Origin of the sequence: Arthrobacter sp. NPDC097144 (assembly GCF_044762205.1) — a bacterium.
GTDB lineage: Bacteria > Actinomycetota > Actinomycetes > Actinomycetales > Micrococcaceae > Arthrobacter_B.
This window is the reverse complement of sequence record NZ_JBIWDW010000005.1, coordinates 192,554-212,306: the sequence shown is the minus strand read 5'-3', so window position 1 is coordinate 212,306 and position 19,753 is coordinate 192,554. Positions and strand designations below refer to the sequence as shown.

The following is a 19,753-nucleotide window of genomic DNA, read 5'->3' as shown; positions in this document are numbered from 1 at the left end:
CCTCTGCTGCCTTAGGTTGCTGGCGGCAACCGATGATGCGATCAGGACTCAGCCGTAGCGGTACCGCCTGCAGCCGTTGTTATCGGACTGCCTCCTCTGCCAGAACCGGGTCCGGAGAGTCTGTGCTGAGCACCCAAAGAGGATAAACATTAGCGGCCCTGCAGTGCGAACTGTGAAAATTGGTGTTGAATGGGTCCAATCTCAGAGGTCTTTAAATACAAGCAGAATGCTGGAGGACGGATGGCGATCGAGCTAAGTCTTCAACCTGAACAGTTGGAAGCCTTGCGCCTCGCGGCGAGAAGCAGCAGATACCACCTGCTGCTAGGGGCAGGGGCCAGCTTTGGTTCCGTATCTCATGACAATCGGCCGTTGCCTGGTGGGGCTGCGCTGGCCAACGAGATTGGCTCCGCTTTTCAGGTTTCAAACGAAGAGGGCGATTTGCTTTGGCGTGTTTACGACAGGGCTGTCGCGAAACACGGCCAAGCCCCAGTCTATGACTGGCTGCGCCGTCGCTTTTACAACGTGAAGCCTCCCGTATGGATGCAAAAGTATGCTCGGTTTCCTTGGGAAAGAGTATGGACACTGAATATCGATGATGCCTTTCAAACGTCCTACGCGACTGTAGCAAATTCCGCTTCGCGCACCCTTGAAACTGCCTCCTGGAATTCGCCGGCATCCCCTGACCGGAATTTGGCAGTGGTCCATCTGCATGGACACGTGCACGATAGTCAACCCTCAGAACTTGTCTTTTCATTGGCTGAGTACTATCAAGCGGCAGTGTCGGGCGCGACATGGCCTTTCATCTTCCGGGATCAGTACGGAGTCAAGCCATTTGTAGTCATTGGCGCACGGCTACGTGATGAACCGGATCTGGAGGCCGTCATACGTCGCCGTCCGGAGCATGACGCTCCAAGCTTCTATGTCAGCCCTGACATATCCCCTGGACTCGCTGAGGACCTAAAATCTTGGCGACTGATTCCAGTTAGAGCAACTGCCGAGGAGTTCACCAAAATTTGGGCCAAGCTCACAAATATGAACCTAGAAGAAACGCCCAGCCGCCCCGAGGAATATGCGCTACGGCTTGCTAGGCAATTTCGAGAACTAAAAATCGATGTCCCTGGTAAGGAACCTCTGAAGCACGACTTGTTGGGTGGCGACGAACCTCGATGGACTGACGTCGCTACGACTGGAGCTCCTCCCGTTCCTGCCACCACAACGTGGACTGCAACTGCTGGTGGACGAATCGGACAACTCCTTGGGAAGGAGGCAAGCAGTTGCCTCATTTTCGTTGGCGATCGTCTATCCGGCCGCAGTACTGGAATGTTTCAAATTGCTCGTTCATTCGCACTCGCGTCACGGCGGGTGTTCTTATTTACCGCTGACGAATTACCAGACAGTGAAGCGATTCTCCAATTCGCTTCAGACGGCAAAGCACTCCTTCTCGTTTTTGATGGGGTGGCTGACTTTGCGGTCAACGTCGGTAAGATTGTAGGCGATGCGCGAGCTGCTGGCCTATCCGTTTCCTGCCTTGCAGTTGACCTAACTGAAAACCGAGACAATATTCTCGGACGTATTCCGGTCAGCCTGTTAGCGGGCGACAGGATTTATACGATACCTCGACGACTCGAAAAGCCAGATGCAACCGCGCTGGTGCAACGCCTCTACGACGCTGGCCGCTTAGGAAAAATTGAGGGGTGGTACAACGAGAAAGGTGGATTCCAGCGGCTCGTTCGATACTTCCTCCACCAGGAGATTTTCTCTCAGATGGCGGGTCTTGAGGAGGCACCTGGTTTTGGCCGCCGTGTTGGAAAAGCTGTTGATGACTTAAAATCCGACGAGGACGTACAAATCGCTTTTTTTGCATCCATGGCGGCTAGGGTCGACCGCAGGATCACGGTCGTCGAGCTAGGCCGAATGAGCGGGCTTCCACCCGAGGAAGTCCTGCGGCGGATGAGCGGCTCCACCCCCTTGGGAGCACTGTTCGGTGCCGACGGCGAGCATGTTCAATCGAGACAGCGTTGGCTTGCATTGGAACCGTTGATCCACAGGCTCAAGCCCGCGGCCAGTCTGTTGATCCTCGCCGCCGGCATTCGAAAGTTGAAGCCGAGTATAAGCCAGCGAGGGAACCGACAACGCAATACCGCAGATACACTCGTTGGATCTCTTATGAGCCACAAGCACTTATCTTCTATCTTCCCTGGGCAGCCCTTGGAGCGCTGGTATAAGTCCCTCCTGCCAACTTTTGGCGACTGGAGCGGACGGTTTTGGGAACAGCGCGCCATAGCCAACCGAGAAGCTAGTACGCAAGATCCCGGCGCGTCTGCGCGTGCTGAGTCTTTCGCTCGGCGGGCTGTTTCGATTACCGATGACACCTATTCAAATACGACTCTGGGCACTGTACTCATGGCACGTGCAGCTGAATTTATGGCCTTTGACATCCCCCTTGGACTTAAATACTACGCAAATGGCTTTGAAGCTTTCGAGCATGCCCAAATCAGGGACCCGGCGAACATCATCACGTGGTGGGCCCTCCTGCGGTATTCGCTCCGGGTGATTGAACAGCTCAACGCCCACTCCGAGGACGTACCTCTGGAGGAGCGTCGCCGAGTGGAAGATGATTGGAAGTCAACCCACGACAGCCTCAAAACCGTCTTGGCGGCAAGCCCTGAAGCCCTCCGCGACCTGGAGAAACTGAAGAGTCGATATGTAGAACTATCGAGCGGAGAGGCTGTAGAACAGGTTTCGAACAAGCCCGTGGTCAAGGGTCGACCCGTTGTGGGCTCGACGCTCCGCGCCCACGTCGCCTCTAAAGGCGACGGATACCAAGTCATTCATGCGTGGCGGCGCAACAGCGACAGGATCGAAGAAAGTGGACAGTCAGCTGAATACCGAGTCAAACCGGAAGACATTGGTGCTCGACTCTCGGTTACCGTGACTTGGAAGAAACTTGGTTATGGCCCGGAAAGCAAGACCAGTTCCGAGACGGAACCGATAACGTCATAGACAGGGGAAATCACCCTCCGAAGCCCCGGGCCGCCTTCCGCTTTCGACATCGGACGAACTGTCGTGACTGGCAGGCGGCCCACTGCGACACGGATTGCGTGGGCCGGCCAACCTTCCGCGCCAATGACCTAACAGCTGACTTTTAGATTCTGCTTGGGTACACCTACCGGGCAGGCCGAGCACTTTAAGTCACACTTCATGACCTCGGAACTCTGGGTAGCTCAGCAAGGAGACTTCCTGCCGGGGAGCGCCAGCCGGGTGCCTGGTCTACAAGTGCAACCCCCCGGCATGGAATCTTGATTCCGTGCCGTGGGCTAGCCTTGGCCATTGATCCGCCCCGGCATAGAACCGCGCGTGCAACAAGTAAATGACATTGTCGCTGCTGGCGTCAGCCTAGAATTTATCAGCGCTTTGAGTGAGATTGTATCTAGCGAGTTCGTAAGTATGTTCACGGCGACCTTCAACTGGGCAGGGGGCGTCCAAGCGCCATTTTCCGCTTTGCATGAAACTATCGAGATTCCACACGATTCCGTCGAGATTCTCACGATGGCTGCGAAGCATCGCAAGACCGCTCGCGTTCACTTAGATGAGGTCCCCGCGAACCATACTTGTTGTGGGCCGCATTCGACGTCAAGCAGGAAAGCCGCTTCTCGTCGATGAACCATCTAGACTCCTGCCCATCGAGGAAACTTACCTCTATGGGCAGTAATCAAATTCGCTTCCCCGCAGCGCTCCAGAGCTTAACCGAGCCGAACTCGGAGCGCTCGCGTTGCTATTCTTCAATAATCCGTTGAACTATTGAAGTAGAACGAACCTCACAACTGTTTATACATGGGCGGCTTGGGGTCAGCGGCCACGCATTTAAATCATCTGGGACTGATGCAGCTTGCCATCCAATCTGCCCGCTACTCAATCATTGGAAGGTGACCGCGACGCAGGTATGCAATTGCAGCTGTCATGATGCGAGTATCATCGCGGAACAGGCCAATGGCACGGTTGCAATCCGGGCATAGAATTCCGCGTATGCAATTTCCGCAAGACATCTCCCCGGGGCAGCACGAATGGTCGTGGTCAACCGACAAATTATAGCCCTTAGCTTTAGCCAGCATCCCGCATATTGCACATCCCCCACCTTGAACTTTTAGTAGTACATCGTAGATGTCACCGCTCATGCCATATTTGGACAGCCTTCCCGCCGTTGCATGACAGACACGACACCTATAGTTCAGTCCATCGCTTGAGACCGACGATTTGCTGAATTGTCCTTCAGATTTCCAGCTCAGGCAGCTGGGGCAATACTTATTGCCCATACTGTCCCTCTCACAGACCTCTGCGCGACCCCGGGCGGAATTCCCCCTCAACGGGCGAAGAGGCTGACCCAACTGGAATTGTCGCCAGTGAGCTCGGCAGTAGCCCATCCCGTCCGCAACGTCGCCGTATCTGCAGCCCTCAAAATTACAAGGAGCCGATTCACCCTGCTTTCTGGTCCGTTTGAGAGGAGAGAGTTTCTGCCCACGTCGGACTTGAGCGTAGTGACCAACACATAGACCCAACCCCTTGTGTTTCATTGGACGCCCGCATAGTTCGTCATCTTCCCCCGGGCCCTTGCACGGCCCATCGGGGGTATTCGTTCGACGTATCGGCTTCAACTGTCCCGACCGAAGCAGCTGGTTGGCATGGGCTGCGCAGTACCCGGACCCGGTTTCCGCACTACGTGAGCACTCTTCCGCTCCGTCCTGCCCGGGCCCGATGCATTGTGCCGCGGGCACTGCTACGTGTGAGGCAATGGGCCCCATCCAGCCCCGCTTCTTTAGCTGGTCATAATGCGTCTTACATACACCGTCGTCTTGGCCCGGTTCACGAAAAAAACTTGGCGCCCGCACACATCCCCATCGTTACCAGGCGCCAAGCATGGTGTTTTGCTCGTGCGTGTACGAAGCGGCGATAGCGTCCCATGGATTTCCATCTGGCGCGCATGGGACCTGCAAAACGCCGCGGACCGCTGATATACAGGCCTGTCGCATCGAGGCAAGTTATTGCGTCCGGGACCGTCACAAATGGGCCAGTCGCCCGTTTGTGACAACGGCTTCATAGGGGCTCTGCAGCATCATCATTAATCATGGAGGGAGCTTATGTCGTGGGACTGACAATAGTGTCACGCGCAGGTTCCCACACTGCCCGCCGCACAGGGGCATTGGGCCCCTCCGCGGGAGAGAATGACAGGGAAGTATCTGTAAAAGCCTTAGTAGGGTGCCCAGCCAATATGCCTGACGACGTGTATCGATAACAGCCCAGTCATTGGGCTGCACGGGGCTCATGTCGGCTTGCGAATTCCAATAACGTGGGACACGGTGAGGAGCCTTGTGGCGGAGTCGAAACAGTAGGTTGAAGATGGCTGCCAAGACTACCGCGGACGCCGGGGGGGGTGCGAACCGCACTACGGGAAGTGGCTCCGCCGCCAAACCAAGTGCAAAGCCGAAGGAAGCAAACGCCTCCCCGCCGCACACGGATACTGTCTCCCGCACGAACAACTTGCCCTCACAAACGGCAGGAAAAATCCTTGTCCCCCCTTCCGAGCAGGGATTGAAGCTGATTGGGAAACTGGCTGTTGGATCTGGGTAGAGCAGCCGAATGAAGACGGCTATGGTCAAATGCACGCGGGCGGGCATTGGTATGCTCACCGCTTCGCATATGTGTGGTTCATGGGTGGACACGAGCCACGAAAGACATTGGATCATCTGTGCAACCGAAAGCGCTGTGTTCGCCCTGATCACCTGTGGCCGATCAGCGAGACACTAAACTCCCACCTGAGGCATGCACGCGCCTTGGCCGGTTCCCTCGCATATTGGCGCGATGCTGCTGGCGTATACCCTCGAGTGGGAAAATTGAAAGGTGGGCGAGAGCCAACAACCTGCCTTACGGAGACCTACCGCCGTTCGGCCGCGACGGAGTGAGGCCGCCCATGGCTTACAGCCAGGACCTGCTTCCGTATCTCTACCAGTTCCCGGCGGCAGCCCGGTTACATCCGGCATACGAAGGGATGCGGGTTGGGCAGTACGAACTATTCCGACCGGCACGGGCGTATGAAGGAACCACCCTCCGCACTGGCCTGCCAGCCCCAAAAATTCCTAACCCGCCCAGGTAAAGAGCCGCTAAGACGACCGGGCAGGCGGCGTTGCGCAACACGGGTCCCCTCCCCCTCCACTTATTGTTGAGTCCATGAATAATTTGTGGACTCAGGGGAACTCTACGTTTTGCGGTGAATGCGGATCAGGACCCATTCAAGTTGACGTGGAATATCTCTCAAAGGCATGGGACAGGCGGGTCGAGCCGTGCCCGCACTGTTCCGAAGACTTCGATTACTGGGACAATCTCATACGCCATCTCAGTAATAGGTCTGATTTGTCGCACGCAGTCATGTTGGCGGGTGGGTCATCCACCATGCTCATCCGGTCGGTCCCAATGGGGAAACCATTCTGGCTGGAGTTCAGCGACTGCGACATTCCGGTCGGCGCTCGCGTTTACAAGGTTGTGAATGGCCCTATCGGAGACCCAGATTCTCCGGGCGGCGTCACGGTCATGGCTCATGCAACACAGACAGTTGGCGGGCAACTCGATCCAAAGGGAATCCAGCTCTTTCCCATAGTTCTTGGCGCTGACGCGCCAGGGGCCAGTGAGGCCGATGTCCTCACATCGTTCTTTGTAGTGTGGGCCCCTCCAGCCGACCCGGACAACATCCCCCAAAGATTGATGCTGTCGGCCTTCGCGGCATATGGGGAGGACGACATGACGCGCAGTGTGATCGACGCTGACGCCGCCGTAGAGTTCAGCCTGCGGCGGCTGGTGACGGCAGACTTCATGCCCAACTGGAACTACGGGGTAGAGAAGCGCATGAAGCTCCAGACCCGACTGCTTCTCTTGACTACCGCCCTCGTTGCCAAAGGCCAAGACCCCATCCCCGATGAGGTAATTGGCCTCCTGTTCAAATTGAATTCCATGCGCAATGATGCGGCTCACGGAGCCAGTCAAAAGAATGATCCCCTGCAAATCGCAGAACTTATAACTAACGCCCTTGTGGCCGTATCCCAGTTTCATCGATGGTTCGGTGAAGTCTCGGAACCCATGCCTTTTACGACACCTCAATTGCGCGACACATCGACGACCAGATAGGCCCGCCAATGTTCTTGTTTGCATGCTTCATGAGTACCCACAAGTTTCGTTGTAGCGAAACAGCGTTGGGAGACATATCGGAATGAGCGGGTAAACCAAAGCTGATCGGGTGCGCCCGCACTTCACTGCTCCCAGGCAGAGCGCCACCCTGCCTGACGCCGTCTGCGCCATGGGCCGGAACTAGGCCACGCGACGCACAGCCGAGGCGCCACTCGAACCTAAGCGCTGCGCCAGGAGCCCCGCAGAGTCTCAACGCCGTCCAGCAGGACGTCCAGTCCGACGGCGAATTCGGCGTCGTAGTCGTAGCCTTCCTTCGCCAGCTCCCCCACCACTTCGAGCAGGTACGGATACCGGGCCGCGTCCTCCGCTGATTCACCGTCGCGGGTTGCTGCAGCAGCCTGAGCCGATTCCTCCGGAGTCTCGAAGGAGAGCGTTTTCTGCTGCAGGGCGAAGCCGTACACGTAGGCATCCAGCATGCTCGTTACATGCACGGTGGTGCGGAACGAAAACCCGCTTTCCCGCAGGCATCCCAGCATAGCGTTGTGCTGCCGCAGGCTCTCCGGGCCCGGGTGGCCTGCTGCCTCCATGAGGCCCACTGCCCAGCGGTGCCGGGTGAGGGCGTCCCTCAGTGAGACGGAACGATCACGGATTCCCTGCTTCCAGCCGTGCCGGGCGTCCGGCTCGGTGACCTCGTTCCACACGAGATCCACCATGCCCTCAAGCAGTTCCTGCTTGTTGGCCACGTGCTTGTACAGCGCCATGGGCACCACCCCGAGCTCCTGGGAGAGGGTGCGCATGGTGAAACCTTCGATCCCCGCCTGGTCAGCCAGGTCGACGCCGGCGCGGAGCACGGTTTCCCGGTTCAGACGCGGTCGGGACACGGATGCCTCCTGCCGATCCTGAGGTACCTGTGCCAACGACGCCGCCTTCATAGGAATTGATGCTTGACAGAGTGTACGTCATACACCTACGTTCATGGCACACGGTGTACTTCGTACACCTTTGGCGATGGGAACACCATGCAAGCCCCCACCCGAACCGCCCGGACAGCCGGGGTTCTTTTCCTTCTAACCTTCGTCTCGGCCATCACCGGGGCCGCACTCTACGCACCGCTGCTCACCGACCCGGACTACATCATCGGTCCCGGCGCGGACACCCGAATCCTTCTCGGTGCGGTCTGCGAACTGGTACTGATCATCACAAACATCGGCACCGCCGTCGTACTCTTTCCCGTGCTGCGCCACCACAGCGAGACGGCGGCGGTTGGCTACTTCGCAGCCCGGATTGTGGAGTGCACGTTCATTGCCGTCGGTATCCTCAGCATCCTGGCTGTGGTGACGCTGCGGCAGACCGCCGGTCCCGACGCCGCCGAGTACCTGCCCGTCGCCCGAGCCCTGGTGGCAGTACACGGCTGGACGTTCCTGCTGGGCCCGGGCTTTGTGGTCGGCATCGGCAACGGACTGCTGCTCGCGTTCCTGATGTACCGCTCGCACCTGGTGCCGCGGCCAATGGCACTGCTCGGCCTGATTGGCGGTCCCCTGATGTCGATGTCCGGCGTTGCCGTGCTCTTCGGGGCCTATGGACAGAGCTCGATTCCCTCAGCCCTGGCCACGCTGCCGGAGATCATCTGGGAGGCCTCGCTGGGGATCTACCTGACGGTTGTCGGCTTCCGGCGTCCGCGGGATGCCGAAACGACCGGAACCGGCGCCCAAGAATCCCGGGCGCCGCGGTCATGACAAAGTCTCGCCGGCAGCTCTGACATCTCTACTCGCCCAAGGGATCAGCTATGCCTCCGCTGGAGGTTCGTCTCCGGGCAAGTAACGGAGCCCGAGAAGTTGACGGTAGAACTCGGCCGGCCCGCGGAGATCGGTGGTGTCCAGGACACTATTTTGCAGCTCGGGATATCCGGGCACAGACTTTTCATCCGTCGGGCAGTGGCTCCGATGACGGCGCTCAGGAGCCCGTTGCCGCAGCCGGCCCACCGCCGTCGCCGCTCTCCCACCGGGCGTAGTGCGTAATGGGTTGCAGGGCGCGCCGCAGGTCGATGCCACCCGCGGAGAGACGACAGCGGATGCTGACCGGAATGGTTGGCTGGACGAGGCATTCCACCAGGCCGGCGGCTTCAAGGTCCCGAAGCCAGACCGTCAGCATCCGCCCGGACAAGCCTCAGCTGCTCGATTTCGGCCCGCCTGGTCATCGAGGCCTTCCATGGCCGTGGCTTACGTCGTCGGGCATACCGGCATTCGGGCCGCCCTACCTGTCCATCCTGCACAAGGACCCGGCCGATGAGCTGATCCAGGGACTGCGCCGCCGCTTTGACGGTCCTGTGCTGCTGAACACCGGCTTCGGCACGGTCACCAGCCGCGAGGACGCCATCATGCTCCTCGAAGAGGACCTGGCCGAGGCCGTCGTCGTCGGCTGTCCCGTCATCGCCAACCCCGATCTGGCCCGCTGGCAGGACGGGAAGACCTGCCGCTGAACGAGGTCGACCAGGCCACCGTCTACACCGACGATGACTCTGGCTACACGGACTACCCGGAGCTAGCAGCATCCTACCCGCAGAGCCGTCGGCGACTACGATTGTCGCCCGGACGCCTATCAGGACCGAAGCTGGCGTTGGGTATGCTCCGGAGCATGGCAGATAAGAAAATGAGCAAGAGCGCAGGAGAACACTGGGTGTGTTCCGTGTTGGCGCGGCACAACTGGGCTGCAGCACTTACCCGGGACGGACTGGAGCGGACCGACATTCTTGCAGTGCATAGTGACGGGCCGCGACGCCAGATCGAGGTTCAAGTCAAGGCTATCCAGGCTAAGGACGCAAAGGGGACTTGGCTCCTCGGCCTGAAATCCCAGCAACCGGCGCTCTCTCAGCACGAATGGTATGTGCTTGTCATGCTCGATCCTTCTATGCCTACTGCTGCACCCCGTTCCTTTATTGTCCCGCGGGACCACGTGGCTGCTGCCGCTTGGATAGGGCATATGAACTGGCTTACCGATCCCGAGACATCCCCCGGAAAGCGCAATGCCGGGCCGGATCAGTCCCGGGTCAGTGTCGAGACCTTCCAATCCTACGAAGATCGTTGGGACCTTCTAGGCACGCCAACAGGTGAAATACCTGTGATGCTCCCCCGGCATTACCGCAAACTTGCCGTCGATCCCAGAGTTGGCCTTCCGGAAGATCACCCTTGGAAAGAACACCTGCCGGATTGGTAGGTGGCTGCCTTATTGAATTCGCAAACTCGTCGTGAGCCTCCCCGTCCCACCCGGACCTGGCCAGCCGCTGAGAGGAAGACCTGCCCCTCAACGAGGTGGACCAGGACTTACGGCTCCGTCGGCTACCCTGACTGCCCGGTGCTGGGTCGGTCGTCTCATGGTCAAGTGTGACTACGGCAGGAGCTCTACTCGGCCTCGCGCCGCCAGCGAGAAGACTGCTGAGCGAGCCGGGATGCCACCTTTTCCGATGCCGCTTTAGCCTTGCCCATGGTCTCAGTCCGCAGGCGTTTGGCGGCGTCGACACCTTCCGCACTGATCCGCTTGGCCGCGTCCACGCCGTCGGCCCCCGCCACCACAACTCGATCTTTGACGTCTACAGCGGCCTCACGCCAAAGCCTGGCCTCCAGCGCTTCCCGTCCGGCGCCGATGCCAAGCAGTTCCTGAAACTCAGCAATGCCGGCGGCTGCTTCGTTGCTGGATTTCACCACGGAACGGGACGCGGCGGGCTTTAACAGGACCTTCGAGTTGGCCGTACCGGCAGCGGCATCCAGGCGGACCATCAGCCGTCCCGTGGTCCGCGCTATATGCTCCGTCCGGTGCCTTCGAGCGGTCTTGAGACCGAGACGGTGCTGGTCAAGGTCCTCCGGCGCCGCCTCAAGAACACGGTCCAGTTCAAGAATGTTGAGGGCATCCTGGAGCTGGAAGCAGCGGGCCAGGACAGCGAGCCACTCGCGCACTTTCGTCTCGGCGTCCTTTGTTGCCTTGGCGAGGTCCCCAACCGCTGTTTTGCCCTCAAGCTTCTCCGCCAAAGCTTCAAGCTGGCGCAGTGCGTACGCCTGCGTCCGACCGATCGTGCCTGATGTCGCCTGCACCTTGGACCATGTCACCTCGGACACCCTGCCCACTTCCCCACGGACGGTCAGCGCCTCCTCGATGACAAAGTCCACCCCCAGCATGTCCGCAAGCACTGCATCCTTTTGGGCTCGGAGAATGTCGTCAACCTTCTCGTCGATCGCAGCGAGATAGTCGGTGATTTCATCCATGGTCTGCTGCATTGCTACCTGTGCCATGATTCCCGCTGCTCCGGCCAACAGTGCGGGGTTGGCTAGCTTGGATGCGTTCCCGCTGCTGAACTGGACGATTGCTTTGATGCCGCCGCCCTGGCCCTTTGCCTGGACGACCCCCATGCTGAGTCCCGTTTTAGACGGGAACCTACCTCGACCGCGCCAGCGGCCTTATTCAGGGAGGAGCCGAGCCGTTGCAAGCCAAGGTCTTTCGATTTTAGCCTCTCAGACGACAGGAAACGCTCGACGGCGTTTGGCTCACCGATAACAGCAAGACCATCGCCGTCGCTGATCAGCTGGATATCGTCGTCCACCGTTTGCTCCTGCCGCAAGAAAAGTACCGAAACGCTGCATCATCATTTCCCAGTTGCGTGCATGGGAGGGGAGTCCCGCCGCCGCGCGGACATTCCGCTTCAGTTCATCTGATAACCGAGGACTTCATGAAGTAATTACCGTCGGAATTTACTTCATAGGTGCCTACGGCCCCAGATCCCCCTTCCGCGATGATCGAAAGGGAGCGGATGGTGACGTCAAAGGTTCCGTACTCATTCGCGTGTGCGTCGTAGGTCAGGTCCGGGTTGTAATCGAAAGCCTTTTGGAGGACTTCAATTGCACCTTCCGCAGTGGAGACATTCATACGCGGCACCTCAGCCATAAACCGGGGCGGACCTTCTGCTTCACCTTGCCCCTCCGCTGGAGATGGAACTGGAGCTACCGGTTCAGCCGTAGCCGGCAAAGGCTGCGCTGTGGCGGGACGGGGCGCCGTCGGGGTCTGTGAGGCAGTAGGTGCTTTTGATGCCGTGGGTGTCGACCGTGTACTGGAATCGGTTGGAGACGAGGACGGGCTAGGCAGCCCCTGGGCACTGGGACTTCCGTTGCTGCATCCGGCTAGGAGAGGCGCCGAAACAATTATTCCCAGTGCTAACCGTGTAGCTGTCCACCGTACGAGGCCATTCTTCGCGTGCATATCTGCTTCCCTCATCGCCATACATCAGATAGGAACCCTATCCACTGAAAGCATGTCGACAAATATTTGAACCGTGGTGGCAATGGGCCCTGCCCTTCAAAGTGCCCCGTTCAGTGCTGCATCAGCTGGTGATGATTGGAAGCAATGATCTCGTCGGAGAGCCCTGGAGCGGCTTGTGCCACGGCACGCGCAACGACGAGGGAACCGACCATCTGGCTGAACAGAGCAATGGCCTCACGGCGTGCCCGCTCGGGATCCCGCTGGTTCTCGGGCTGGTCGGCGAGGAGCAGATCACTGATTGCGGCTAGGTAGCCTTCCAGCCCGCGGGCATATTCCGCTTGTGTGCCAGACCCGTGTCTGGCCGCATCGGCGGCCAGAGCGGCCGATGCGCATCCTTGTTCGGGGTCATCGCGGTGAACGGGTGTCACGTAGCTGTCGATAATTGCCGCCAGAGCGGCTCTGGCAGAGTCGGGATGGTCTCCCACAATACGGTCGACCTCACTGAGTGAGTCATTGAATCCCTGCCGGAAGACCTCGTGCGCAAGGTCTTCCTTTGATCCGAAGTGGTTGTAGAAACCGCCGTGAGTCATTCCAGCGGTGCCCATCAGGGCGTCAATGCCCACGCCGTCGATACCGCAGGCGCGGAAGCGCTCACCGGCGGCTGCAATGATCTTTGCCCGGTTGTGATCCTTCTGCTGCTGTGAAATTCGTGGCACTTCGCGCTCCTTTTGACGGCAGGATCACGCCTGCATCTTCCACTGCACGAGACGGCGCAGCACTGTTTGACACTCAATGAGGACGTATGACATCTTTGCACAAATGACGACCGTCATCATTGTAAAAGCGAATGGATGAACCATGAGTAAAACCCTCGTCACCGGCGCCAGCGGACACATCGGACGAAAGACGCTCCAGAAGCTCCTCGACCGCCGACCCGCAAGCGACCTCGTTGGCCTGGCGCGGGATCCCGAAAAGGCAGCAGACCTCGCCGCGCAGGGAATTGAAATACGCCAGGGCGACTACTTGGATCAAGACTCCCTCCTTCGCGCGTTCACCGATGTAGAGACCCTGCTGCTAGTGCCCACCCATGCGTTCACGGACCGCAACACCCAGCACATCAACGTCATCAAGGCTGCGCGGCAGGCCGGTGTGCAGCGCCTGGTTTATACCCCGATCATCCGGCCGGAGGACTCCCAATTCGTACTCCAGGAAGTCACCAAGCCCGACCTCTTCACACTGCAGGAGCTAGAGGCTTCCGGCCTTACTTACACGATCGCTGCCCACCCGCCGTTCACCGAGTCGATGCCGTTCTACATCGGTGAGAATGCGTTCGAGACCGGAGTCCGGGTCCCCGCAGGTGACGGCAAGGCCGCTTGGGCAACCCGCGATGACCTGGCCGAAGCACAAGCAGTCATCCTGACCGAGCCCGGCCATGAAAACCAGACGTATGCACTCCACGGGAACCAGCCCGTCTCCTTCGCTGACGTCGCCGGGATTCTGTCTGAGCTTCACGGGGCTGAGGTCGCCTATGCGCCCGTCACGGAGGAGGAATACATCGACCAGTCAGTGGCCAACGGGCTCCCGGAAGCGGCAGCAGGGTTCGCGCTCGGATGGGCACGCGGGATCAATGCCGGCGAGTGGGGAAACCCGAGCGGCGATCTGGAAAAGCTCCTCGGCCGCACGCCCACTACAGTGAGCGCCTACCTCCGCGACCATTACCCGACGGCGCAGTAACAGGGCATGTGAACGACGGCGGCCCTCCGGAGTGTTGAACGGCCGCCGGCCCCTCCCGACAAAACGACGACGGCTCCCCCACAAACCGTGGAAAAGCCGTCGTCGTTATGCGGGCGATGGTGCCTATTCGCCACGCCCCTGCGCAGCGGAGGTGACGAGGTCGCTCTTGGCCAGCGGCTCCCCCGTCCGCAGCGCCGCGGTCCAGGTCTCGGCGTCGGCGACCGCAGCCCAGTTGGAGTGCAGCAGTGCCATGAGGGTTTCATGGACCTGGCGTGCCGGTGCGGCGCCGGCTTCGTTGGCCAGATCGATGGCTCCGGTCGCGTCGGAGAGGACCTCGACGGCGAAACCGAGGGGCTCGGCGGCCACAGCGGAAGCGATCACACAGTTGTTGGTCATGTAGCCAGCCAGGGTAATGGTGTCGATCCCCTGCTCCCGCAGCCAGGGTTCCAGATCCGTGCCGGCAAAGATGCTGGAGAACTGCTTGCTGATGCGCTTTGCTGCTTCCCCCTCATGGGCCGCCACACCGGAGTGGTTCTGCCAGGTCGCCGAGCCGGAAGCAAACACGGGTGCTTCCGCCGGCAGCTCGTGCTGCACGAGCACCACCGGCACCCCGGCCTCGCGTGCCTCCTTAATGGCGGACTGGATGACGGCGACTGAATCATCCCGGTTCGGATACTGGATCGGAAGCAGTCCGTCATCGAAGTACTCCTGCTGGGCGTCAATGACAATCAGGGCGCGGCGCGGTGCGGTGGTCATGGGGATCTCCTGTGCTTGTTGGGCGGGAATGGCTGACATTTTTGAGCAGGTGTACTAACTGGCTGCCGGCAGCGTAGCCGGCCGGGGCAGCGAGTAGTGGTCGGCGAGGAGGTTGATGCCTTCCTCATCGAGTTCAGTCGAGTGCCCGCCGACAACGAGCATCACCTCATCGACGCCGGTGCGCTTCCAGAGAGCTTCCAGACGGTCGGCCACGGCAGCGGCGTTCCCGTGGAAACTGCGGTTGGTGTAGGAGTCGAGGATCTGCCGCTCCTGCAGGGTGGCTTCATAGGCCTCGACCTCGTCCGGCGGCAGGAGCAGGTAGCCTTCCCGCTTGAACATCCGCAGCATCGCCATGGCGGACGTTGCCGCCTGCCGTTTGGCCTCCGCCGCGTCGTCACTGATGGCCACGGGCACGCTCACCAGGGTCCGCGGCTCAGCAAGTACGTCGGAGGGCCGGAAGCTGTCCCGGTACAGCTGCAGAGCGGTGTCGATGTCCGCGTCACCGAACTGCAGGGCGAAGGCGTACGGCCGGCCGAGCTGCCCTGCCAGCCGGGCCGAGTAGGGAGAGGAACCCAGGATCCACATTTCCGGCAGGGCCGCGGACGGTGCTACCCGGTTTTCCCCGGCCTGCCAGGGGCCGGGCACCGCATGGACCTGCCGGTACGGGTGGTCGGACGGGAACTCATCCCGCAGGAACGCCTCCAGTTCCAGCACCTGCTGCGGAAAGCCGTCATTGGCATCTGCGCCCCGCCGCAAGGCTGCAGCCGTGGCGCCGTCCGTTCCTGGCGCACGCCCCACGCCCAGGTCAATCCGGCCCGGTGCGAGGGCATCCAGCATCCCGAACTGCTCGGCAATCAGCAGCGGTGAATGGTTGGGCAGCATGACTCCGCCGGCACCGAGGCGGATGGCCGCAGTCTCGGCGATGAGCCGGGCAACCATCAGCTGCGGGGACGACACGGAGGTTGCTCCCATCGCGTGGTGTTCGGACATCCAGAACCGGTGATATCCCCTGCTGTCCGCGGTGCGGGCGAGCGAGATGACCGCTTTAAGGCCTTCCTCAGCGGTCATTCCCACTCCCGTGCCGCCTGCGGACAGGACGGACAACGTGAACGGCGCCGTGCCGGAAGATCGACCGTGGTGCATACCAACTCCTCATGGAAACGTGCAGGTTTAAGCGTGATAAGACCATAACAGGCGTCTCACGGTTAAATGAAACTGATACCATGAGAAACATGTCTGAATCTGTACCCGCAGCCGCACCGGGAGCCCAGGAACATCCCAGCCTCGCGCTGATCAACAGCGCCGGGCTGCAGCCCGGGGGTAAGACCTATGATGAGCTGGCCACCCCTGAGGCGGCGGTGGCCTGGCTGAAGGCCCACGGACTCATTGCGCCCGACGCCGTGCTGTACGAACACTGCCGGGGCCGGCTGACAGCGCTGCGCGCAGACCTCCGTGCTCTGTTCACCGCCTTCACGGCGGGTGAGGCTCCCCCGCCGGCGGCCGTGGACGCGGTGAACCGCGCGCTCGCTTCCGCCCCGGGCGCATTGCTGCTGCGGTTTGATCCCGCGGCAGGATTCGTCCGTTCCGCTGACCACCCCGTGACCCAGGTTGTTGAGCACGTCATGGCGGTCATCGCCGACGACGCCGCAGCACTGCTCAGCGGCGAGCAGGCAGCACAGCTCGCGCCCTGCGAAGCGGATTCCTGTAACAGGTTCCTCCTCCGCACGCACGCACGGCGGCAATGGTGCTCAACCCGCTGCGGCGACCGGGTTCGCGCAGCACGGGCCTACGCACGCAAACGCACCCTGCAAGGCGCCTGACCCCGCTTCGCGGACATCAACCGCCTACTCCTCAATCGTCCAGGAGGGTTGCTCCCGCGTCGGTGGCGAGGCCGGGACCCAGGGCGGCGGCAGGCGTGTAGGCGCCGCGGGGTGGCGTTCCGTTGCGCAGGGCATGGACGACGACGGCGAGTACGTCGGCGGTGTAGTCCATGGCATCGCCGGCGCGCAGCCAGCTCTCGCGGCGGGTCCCGTCAGCCCAGTCGACGACGGCGTGTCCCCACGAGTGCGGGCGGGGGCGCGGTGCCCTTCGAGTCTTGCTTGCCGCCATCGAGCTGACCATCAGGCGCCTCATCGACGGGATCTTCAGCAGCCGGGACAGCAGCGGGAGGGCGGGACGGATCAGCGGTGACGTCGGTGCGAGCGCAGAGGTGAAGTCGATGGTGGGCGCGTTGCTGGCCCGGCGGGCGGCGAACAGCTCGCCCGAGGGGACAGCGGCGGACTTCACGGCCGTCCCGTCCGGGAGCGCATGCTTGCGGAGGTTGGAGCCAAGCGGAACCGGGGTGAGGCGTCCTTCGCGGTAGGCGCGTCCGCCCATGCTCATCACGTCGACTGCGGTTACGGCGAGCGCCTCCCCCATGACCCCGTCCTGGGGTGCATAGGAACTGAGCGCGTCGATCTGCACCTGCTCAGGAGCAGGCTTGCCTGCGCAGAGCCGAAGAATCAGGGCTTCCGTGGCGAGCACCCCGAATCCGGCACCGCCAATGATCGTGCTGTTCGCGGCGCGGGCTTCGTGATGAAGATCCACGAGGCCCGAGAGGGTGTCGAAATCGATCGAGAGGTCGACGTAGTTGCCCTCCGGCATGCACGCCTGCGCCAGCGGGATCGCGGTCTCAGTGTAGGAGCCAAGGAGGTTGACGACGACGAGCGGCTGATCCCGCTGCACCGCGGTCAGCATCTCGGCAAAGTCGGCGAGCTGCCGCGTCCGGACGGGAGCCCCGAGACTGTCGGCGACCGAGGCGAGCCGCTCTGCCGACCTGCCCACCAGGACCACTCCGGGGGTGCGTGCTGCAGCAAGCCGCCCGGCGAGGCCCTGACCGACATTGCCCGTCGCTCCCAGAATCCAGATCTCATCGGTCCGTTTGGCATCCATGGCTTCCTCCCTCACACGCCTATGACACTGTGTGTCGTCAGGCCACCCTACGACACACAGTGTCGTCATGGATAGACTGGGCATATGCCTCGTTGGAACCCGGACCCCCAAGAACGGCTTGTCACGGCCGCCGTCGAGCTGTTTCGGCAGCACGGCTACGACGCAGTCACGGTCACTGACATCGCTGAGAAGGCCGGCCTGACCCGCCGGTCCTTTTTCCGCCACTTCTCCGATAAACGCGAGGTGCTCTTCGCTGGCTCACATGCGAACCTCCCCGGGATTACCCGGCTGGTTGAGGAGTACCCGCCGGACGTGACAGCACGGGATGCCGTCATGGGTGCCCTTATCCAGGTGGGCGAGTACCTTCTCACCGACCCGGCCGCCCAGGCGCTTCGCCAGGACCTCATTGACGGCAGTCCCGAGCTCAAGGAACGCGAGCGGACAAAGCTGGCCGACATGGCCGCCGCTCTGGCAGCAGGTCTCGTCCTTCGCGGCACCCCTGCAGACGCCCACAGCATCGGAGTCTTCTCCGCCGGGATCTTTCACTCCGCTTACGTGCGAGCCCTCAGGAGCCACCCTGCAGACTCGTTCTCGGACCAGCTTCACGCTTCGGCAGCAGTGATTGCCCGCTTTCTGGCGGAATGAATCAGCTACGAGGCTTCGTAAGAGCCGGAGGGCTGGCCCCCGCCGTCGTCCCTTCGCTGCACCCCGCCGTCGCCCCATTGCGGGTCACCGCCGGAGACGCCGGGAGCCGGCGGTACGCGGCGCCAGGGACGACGGTCATAGATTGCCAGCAGCTGCGCACCAAGCCCAAGGAACACCATGGCCAGCCAGACGACGATGTTCAGCCACGGAATATGCAGGGCGACAACGAGGATCAAACCCCCGACGAGTGCCTTGATCACCGGATGCTGGTTGCCGCGGAAAATGAGCCTGCCAATGAAATAGGCGCCGAAGACAAAGGTTGCGAGCGTCAACAGTATCCAAACCAAAAGGACTGCCAGCGCCAGGGGCGCTCCGATGACCGTAGCCAGAAGGAGCAGCACCACCAGCGGTACGGCGATTGATGCCACGAAACCGACCAGCAGCGCCTTCCATGGCCGAGGCAGGAGCCGGTCGGTCACCCGGTGCAGCAAACGGGGGAAGAGCCAGCCTGCGAGCACCGCGACAAGGCTCAGCGCAACCAATGAATACAGCAGCCCGAGCAGCCATCCCACGAATTTCTCCCCCGCCGAGGGCTCCTGCTCGGGCTCCGGGGCAATGCGTTCCACGGTGCCGCTGACCGCATCCGGGGAGATGTTTGCCTCCTCGTCGGAGTTGTAGGTGAGGTTGCCCCCGACCGTCCCGCTGATGGAGAGGTTTCCAACGCCAACCTCGACATCACGGCCGATCGCGCCGTTGATGGCGATATCACCTGCGGCCCCCACCAAATCCTCCCCAAACGACCCGGTGACGGTGACGGTTGCCGCGAAGATCGTTCCACTGCGCGCAACGTCGCCGCTGATGGTCACGTCCTGCCCTGCCAGCCGCACATTTCCGTCGACGTTGCCGGTGACGGTGATCGTTTGGGCTGCTGCGATCACATCCCCCGTGACATTTCCGCTGATGGTGACGCTCTGCCCGGAGGCGTAGACGTCACCCGAAACGTCATCCTGGACGTCAATGTTCAGTCCGCTGTAGAACTGCGGACCGGTGCCGTCGTTCACCACGGCCAAGGGCGCGGACTGTGGGCTGGAAACCGGGGACGAAGCGAACGCACCTGACCCGGTTGCCAAAATCAGAATGCAGACGGCGAGAAGTGCGGAGAATACCCGCCGGGCAGGAGAAAAAAGTCTCATCGGAATGCCTTTCCGGAGTGCTGTGTTCGCCGGTTCGTCCTCGTCAGAGGGCTGGTGCAGCGGCATCCCGCGGCTGG

18 protein-coding genes are annotated in these 19,753 nt (G+C 61.1%); 8 read left to right on the top strand and 10 right to left on the bottom strand.

Translation table 11 applies throughout. The features are described from left to right. Positions 1–240: 240 nt before the first annotated feature. Entirely contained in the window at positions 241–3,003 is a 2,763-nt protein-coding gene (locus ACIQXM_RS13505; protein WP_400932324.1) for an SIR2 family protein, read from the top strand. Positions 3,004–3,908: 905 nt separating this feature from the next. Here ACIQXM_RS13505 and ACIQXM_RS13500 read toward each other — a convergent pair. Beyond that, a complete protein-coding gene (locus ACIQXM_RS13500) occupies positions 3,909–4,175 on the bottom strand; it encodes an endonuclease domain-containing protein (protein WP_400932322.1) in 267 nt (88 codons plus the stop codon). A gap of 2,230 nt (positions 4,176–6,405) precedes the next feature. Here ACIQXM_RS13500 and ACIQXM_RS13495 point away from each other — a divergent pair. Continuing rightward, a complete protein-coding gene (locus ACIQXM_RS13495) occupies positions 6,406–7,173 on the top strand; it encodes a hypothetical protein (protein WP_400932320.1) in 768 nt (255 codons plus the stop codon). Positions 7,174–7,391: 218 nt separating this feature from the next. Here the strand turns inward: ACIQXM_RS13495 and ACIQXM_RS13490 are convergent, their stop codons facing one another. Next, positions 7,392–8,054: a TetR/AcrR family transcriptional regulator C-terminal domain-containing protein gene (locus ACIQXM_RS13490; RefSeq protein WP_400932318.1), complete on the bottom strand. Its 663-nt coding sequence runs from the start codon at positions 8,052–8,054 to the stop codon at positions 7,392–7,394. A gap of 138 nt (positions 8,055–8,192) precedes the next feature. Between ACIQXM_RS13490 and ACIQXM_RS13485 the strand changes: the two genes are divergently transcribed. Next, positions 8,193–8,909 carry a DUF4386 domain-containing protein gene (locus ACIQXM_RS13485; RefSeq protein ID WP_400932316.1) on the top strand — a complete coding sequence of 239 codons (717 nt, stop codon included), beginning with the start codon at positions 8,193–8,195 and terminating at the stop codon, positions 8,907–8,909. Between the two features lie 217 nt (positions 8,910–9,126). Here the strand turns inward: ACIQXM_RS13485 and ACIQXM_RS13480 are convergent, their stop codons facing one another. Then, complete coding sequence (locus tag ACIQXM_RS13480) at positions 9,127–9,324, bottom strand: winged helix-turn-helix transcriptional regulator (RefSeq protein WP_400932314.1); 198 nt, start codon at positions 9,322–9,324, stop codon at positions 9,127–9,129. On the opposite strand from ACIQXM_RS13480, the gene ACIQXM_RS13475 reads away from it, so the two are divergent. Further along, positions 9,245–9,652, top strand: coding sequence for a hypothetical protein (locus ACIQXM_RS13475; protein ID WP_400932523.1), 408 nt, complete (start codon positions 9,245–9,247; stop codon positions 9,650–9,652). The two genes, ACIQXM_RS13480 and ACIQXM_RS13475, sit on opposite strands and share 80 nt — an antisense overlap. Positions 9,653–9,807: 155 nt before the next feature. Further along, positions 9,808–10,386 (top strand): hypothetical protein, encoded by a 579-nt coding sequence (locus tag ACIQXM_RS13470; protein WP_400932312.1) that lies wholly within the window; start codon positions 9,808–9,810, stop codon positions 10,384–10,386. 185 nt (positions 10,387–10,571) lie between these two features. On the opposite strand, the gene ACIQXM_RS13465 is transcribed toward ACIQXM_RS13470, so the two are convergent. From ACIQXM_RS13465 to ACIQXM_RS13455, 3 genes are all read right to left on the bottom strand, one after another. Continuing rightward, positions 10,572–11,573, bottom strand: a complete 1,002-nt coding sequence (locus tag ACIQXM_RS13465) for a hypothetical protein (RefSeq protein ID WP_400932309.1) — start codon at positions 11,571–11,573, stop codon at positions 10,572–10,574. A gap of 295 nt (positions 11,574–11,868) precedes the next feature. Next, positions 11,869–12,087, bottom strand: a complete 219-nt coding sequence (locus tag ACIQXM_RS13460) for a hypothetical protein (RefSeq protein ID WP_400932306.1) — start codon at positions 12,085–12,087, stop codon at positions 11,869–11,871. A 440-nt stretch (positions 12,088–12,527) separates the two neighbouring features. After that, a complete protein-coding gene (locus tag ACIQXM_RS13455; RefSeq protein ID WP_400932303.1) occupies positions 12,528–13,133 on the bottom strand; it encodes a TetR/AcrR family transcriptional regulator in 606 nt (201 codons plus the stop codon). A 142-nt stretch (positions 13,134–13,275) separates the two neighbouring features. Here ACIQXM_RS13455 and ACIQXM_RS13450 point away from each other — a divergent pair, with 142 nt between their 5' ends. Then, positions 13,276–14,151 (top strand): SDR family oxidoreductase, encoded by an 876-nt coding sequence (locus tag ACIQXM_RS13450; RefSeq protein ID WP_400932300.1) that lies wholly within the window; start codon positions 13,276–13,278, stop codon positions 14,149–14,151. Positions 14,152–14,274: 123 nt separating this feature from the next. On the opposite strand, the gene ACIQXM_RS13445 is transcribed toward ACIQXM_RS13450, so the two are convergent. Both ACIQXM_RS13445 and ACIQXM_RS13440 read right to left on the bottom strand, forming a co-directional pair. Continuing rightward, positions 14,275–14,907 carry a cysteine hydrolase family protein gene (locus tag ACIQXM_RS13445; RefSeq protein WP_400932298.1) on the bottom strand — a complete coding sequence of 211 codons (633 nt, stop codon included), beginning with the start codon at positions 14,905–14,907 and terminating at the stop codon, positions 14,275–14,277. Positions 14,908–14,961: 54 nt separating this feature from the next. Continuing rightward, a complete protein-coding gene (locus ACIQXM_RS13440) occupies positions 14,962–16,050 on the bottom strand; it encodes an LLM class flavin-dependent oxidoreductase (RefSeq protein WP_400932295.1) in 1,089 nt (362 codons plus the stop codon). Positions 16,051–16,139: 89 nt separating this feature from the next. Here ACIQXM_RS13440 and ACIQXM_RS13435 point away from each other — a divergent pair, with 89 nt between their 5' ends. After that, a complete protein-coding gene (locus ACIQXM_RS13435) occupies positions 16,140–16,727 on the top strand; it encodes a CGNR zinc finger domain-containing protein (protein WP_400932292.1) in 588 nt (195 codons plus the stop codon). Positions 16,728–16,758: 31 nt separating this feature from the next. Here the strand turns inward: ACIQXM_RS13435 and ACIQXM_RS13430 are convergent, their stop codons facing one another. Continuing rightward, positions 16,759–17,838, bottom strand: coding sequence for a hypothetical protein (locus tag ACIQXM_RS13430; protein WP_400932289.1), 1,080 nt, complete (start codon positions 17,836–17,838; stop codon positions 16,759–16,761). Positions 17,839–17,922: 84 nt separating this feature from the next. On the opposite strand from ACIQXM_RS13430, the gene ACIQXM_RS13425 reads away from it, so the two are divergent. Continuing rightward, on the top strand, positions 17,923–18,483 hold the full coding sequence (locus ACIQXM_RS13425; protein ID WP_400932286.1) for a TetR/AcrR family transcriptional regulator: 561 nt from the start codon (positions 17,923–17,925) through the stop codon (positions 18,481–18,483). Positions 18,484–18,488: 5 nt separating this feature from the next. Here the strand turns inward: ACIQXM_RS13425 and ACIQXM_RS13420 are convergent, their stop codons facing one another. Then, on the bottom strand, positions 18,489–19,676 hold the full coding sequence (locus ACIQXM_RS13420; RefSeq protein ID WP_400932283.1) for a hypothetical protein: 1,188 nt from the start codon (positions 19,674–19,676) through the stop codon (positions 18,489–18,491). Between the last annotated feature and the right edge of the window lie 77 nt (positions 19,677–19,753).